Source organism: Burkholderia sp. E168m23 (assembly GCF_016586125.1).
GTDB lineage: Bacteria > Pseudomonadota > Gammaproteobacteria > Burkholderiales > Burkholderiaceae > Burkholderia > Burkholderia orbicola.
On sequence record NZ_BCPP01000697.1, the window covers coordinates 1 to 3,883 of the forward strand.

The following is a 3,883-nucleotide window of genomic DNA, read 5'->3' on the forward strand; positions in this document are numbered from 1 at the left end:
TGGAGAAGCGCATTGCGACGTCTGATTCTGGTTGGCATGACGGTATGCGCGGTGCTGCTGACGAGCGCCGCGCCGGCCGAAACGGTGTTGCCCGCGACGACCTCGTGGATCGGCAACACGTTCGGCTATGGCGATGGCACATGGACGCAGATCGACATCCGCGCGATCGCGGTGACGCCCGAGGGCAAGGTGTATACGAATGCGCCGTGGGACGAGAGCGGCGCCGAGGCGAGCGTCTACCAGGACGGGAAGATGCTCGGCTTCGCCGGCGGCACGCACGGCTGGGGCAATCTCGGCGGCAGCGCGATCGCGGTGAACGGCAAGTACGCGTATGTCGCGATCGGCGTCGGCAACGAGCGCGGCCACCTGCAGTCGCCCGGCATCTGGCCGGACAAGGGCAAGCAATGGTTCGGCATCTCGCGGCGCACGATCGGCGACATGAAGCAGCCCGCGCCGTTTCGCGCGGCGCCGCAGGTCGCGCCGGGCGGGCGTGCCGATACCGGCCGCGCACGGATGGCCGCCAGCTTCATGATGATGAACGAGGTGCCGGCGCCCGCACGCTCGGAAGTGGGTGAGGCGAAGGCGGAAGTGGGCGGCCTCGCGGCCGACGACAAGACGCTGTTCGCGACCAATCCGTCGCGCGACGTGGTGGATGTGTACGACGCGGAGACGATGCAGCAGAAGGGCACGTGGAGCGCGCACGAGCCGGGCCGCATCGCGCTCGCCGGCGACGGCACGCTGTGGCTGCTGACCGATACGCTGGGTGGGCCCGCGCATCTCGTGCACGTGCGGGCCGACGGCCGCAAGCTCGACGACGCGCCGGCGCTGCCGGAAGGCACCGACGCGGTGGACGTGGCGGTCGACGCGAAAGGGCGCGTGCTCGTCGCGGACAACGGGCCGCGCCAGCAGATCCTGATCTTCTCGAAAGGCGGCAACGGCTATGCGCCGTCGGGCACGCTCGGCGAACGCGGGGGCATCTTCGCGGGCCCGGTGCCGGGCCGGCCGGGGCCGCAGCGTTTCAACGGGCTGACCGGCGTCGGCGTCGACCGCGCGGGCAACATCTATGTATCGATGAACGGGATCGGGCCGCGCCACGACACGATCGGCGCCGGGCTCGGCGCGGTGCTGGAGAGCTACACGCCGGACGGCAAGCTGCGCTGGCAGGTGCAGGGGCTGCTGTTCGTCGACGGCGCGTGGCTCGATCCCGCGCGGCCGAACAGCGTGTACACGGGCAACAAGCGCTTCGAGCTCGACCTGTCGAAGCCGCCGGGCCAGGACTGGAAATACGTCGGCTTCCTGTCGAACCGCTTCAAGTATCCGGACGACCCGGTGTTCCACACGGACCAGTATCCGGGCATGCCGATCGCGCGGCGCGTCGACGGCCGCACGTTCCTGTACCTGACCGACATGTACGCCGATCACCTGAAGATCTACCGCTTCGACGCGAAGCGCGACGGCGAGGTTGCGATTCCGTCGGGCCTGATCGCGGGCCGCGCGCGGCCGGTCGACAAGGTGCCGAACAAGCCGCCGGGCGGCGACTGGCTGTGGCGCGACGCGAACGGCAACGGCCGGATCGATGCCGACGAGTCCGAGATCAACACGACGGGCAAGGCGAAGGCGGGCGGCTGGGGCTGGTGGGTCGACACGAAGGGCGACATCTGGCGCACGAGCGACGTGCGCGGCATCCACCGCTTCCAGTACGGCGGCGTCGACAAGGCCGGCAACCCGATCTATTCGTACGACAAGGTCACGACCTACCCGATGCCGCAGCCGTTCACGCAGTTGCGCCGCGCGATCTACGAGCCGCAGACCGACACGCTGTACGTGACCGGCTACACGGCCGATGCGCCGCCGCAGCCGGGCATCAACAAGGAAGTGGGGCGCGTGCTGATCCGCTTCGACAAGTGGTCGACGGGCTCGCCGGTCGCGCGCTACCAGGTGGCGCTGCCGTGGAAGCTCGATGCGAAGCCGATCTTCGACCTGATCGGGATCACGGTCGAGGGCCGCTACATCTTCACGGTGGAGCCGGTCGGCAAGATCCACGTGTACGACAAGGAAGCCGGCAAGGAAGTCGGCGTGATGAGCCCGGGCGCCGAGGTCGGCAAGGCGTCGGGCTGGGTCGACGTGCCGTTCGGCATCAGCGCGTTCCGGCGCGAGAACGGCGAGTACCTGGTGTTCGTCGAGGAAGACGCGCGCGGCAAGGTGCTCATGTACCGCTGGAAACCTTAACGGGCCCATGGGCTAAAGCATGGACAAAGGCATACTCAAGAACGTTTCGATCAACTTCATCGGGCTGATCCTGCCGACCTTCGTGTCGCTGGTGACCGTGCCCGCGTACATCCACGCGCTCGGCGTCGAACGCTATGGCGTCGTAAGCCTCGTGTGGACGCTGATCGGCTATTTCGGGATCCTCGATCTCGGGATGAGCATGGCCGCGCAGAACCACATCTCGAAGGCGCTCGCGAGCGGCAACGCCGACGAAAGCGCACGCGTGTTCTGGAGCGCGTTCTGGCTGAATCTCGGCACCGGCATCGCGGGCGGACTGCTGATCTATTTCGGCGCGTTCGTCTACACCGCGTATTTCACGAAGGTGTCGGCCGCGATGCAGCACGAGGTGTATCTCGCGCTGCCGTGGCTCGCGCTCGCGATTCCGCTCGCGAACGTGTCGTGGGTGTTCGCCGGCGCGATCAACGGCGCCGAACGGTTCGGCGTGTTCAACACGAACCAGACGATCGGCACGTTCCTGTTCCAGCTGCTGCCGCTCGCCGCCGCGTGGTGGATCGCGCCGAACCTGCAGACGGTGCTCGCCGCGGCCGTCGTCGCGCGGCTGATCGCGGCGGTGATGCTCGGGCAGGCCAGCATCAAGGTGCTCGGCATCCGCCGCATCGATCCGCCGCAGTGGGGCACCGCGAAAGGGCTGTTCAACTTCGGCGGCTGGATGCTGATCGCGAGCACGACCAGCATGATCGCCGACACGCTCGACCGCGTGATGCTCGGCGCCGGCATGGGCGCGAAATTCGTCACCTACTACACGGTGCCGCAGAACCTCGTCACAAGGTTGAACATGCTGCCGAACGCGCTGGTGCGCACGCTGTTCCCGCGGCTGTCGGCGGTCGGCCGCGATCATGCGGATACCCTCGCGCGCCAGTCGCTCGAATTCCTGAACGGCGTATTCACGCCGGTCGGCATCGTCGCGATCTTCGCGCTCGCGCCGTTCCTCACGCTGTGGGTCGGCGCCGATCTCGCCGCGCATTCGGCGCCGGTCGGCCGCGTGCTGGTGATCAGCGTGTGGCTCGTCGGCCAGGCGAGCGTCACGCGCATCCTGATCCAGTCGCAGGTCAACCCGGCCCGCGCGGCATTCGCCGGGCTCGTCGAGATGCCGTTCTTCGTCGGCGGCCTGTGGTTCGGCATTCATCACTTCGGGCTGATCGGCGCGGCGGTGGTCGTCGCGGCGCGCGCGCTCGTCGACTACGGCGTGCTGCTGTACCTGTCGGCGATCCGAATGCGCGCGATCGTGCTCGACATGCTCGCCCATCTCGCCTTCCTGCTCGCGAGCCTGTTTCTGGCCCAAGCCTGGTCGGGGCTCGGCGAGTCGATCGGCATGTGCGCGGTCGTGCTGGTGCTGAACGTCGCGTGGTCGCTCACGATGACGCCGGGATTGCGCGCACTCGTGCGCGACCTGTTTGTCCGTCTCAATGCGAGGAAAACCATATGAATCGCGATCTGGCGGAACACGCCGTCCTGAATCTCGCCGCGGCCGATGCCGCCGTTGCCCACCCGGGCGACGCCGCGCTGCACCGCGCGGTGCCGGCCGAGCGCGCGGGCGCGCGGCAGCCGGCGCGTGCGCTGCGCGTGGCGATCGTCCACGACTGGCTCGTCACCT

General features: G+C 68.3%; 2 protein-coding genes. Both read left to right on the forward strand.

Annotated elements, in window-relative coordinates; translation table 11 throughout:
- Window positions 1–36: 36 nt before the first annotated feature.
- A complete protein-coding gene (locus JMF90_RS27715; protein WP_041489412.1) occupies window positions 37–2,229 on the forward strand; it encodes a hypothetical protein in 2,193 nt (730 codons plus the stop codon).
- Window positions 2,230–2,248: 19 nt separating this feature from the next.
- A complete protein-coding gene (locus tag JMF90_RS27720; RefSeq protein ID WP_006479321.1) occupies window positions 2,249–3,715 on the forward strand; it encodes a flippase in 1,467 nt (488 codons plus the stop codon).
- The last annotated feature ends 168 nt before the right edge of the window (window positions 3,716–3,883 follow it).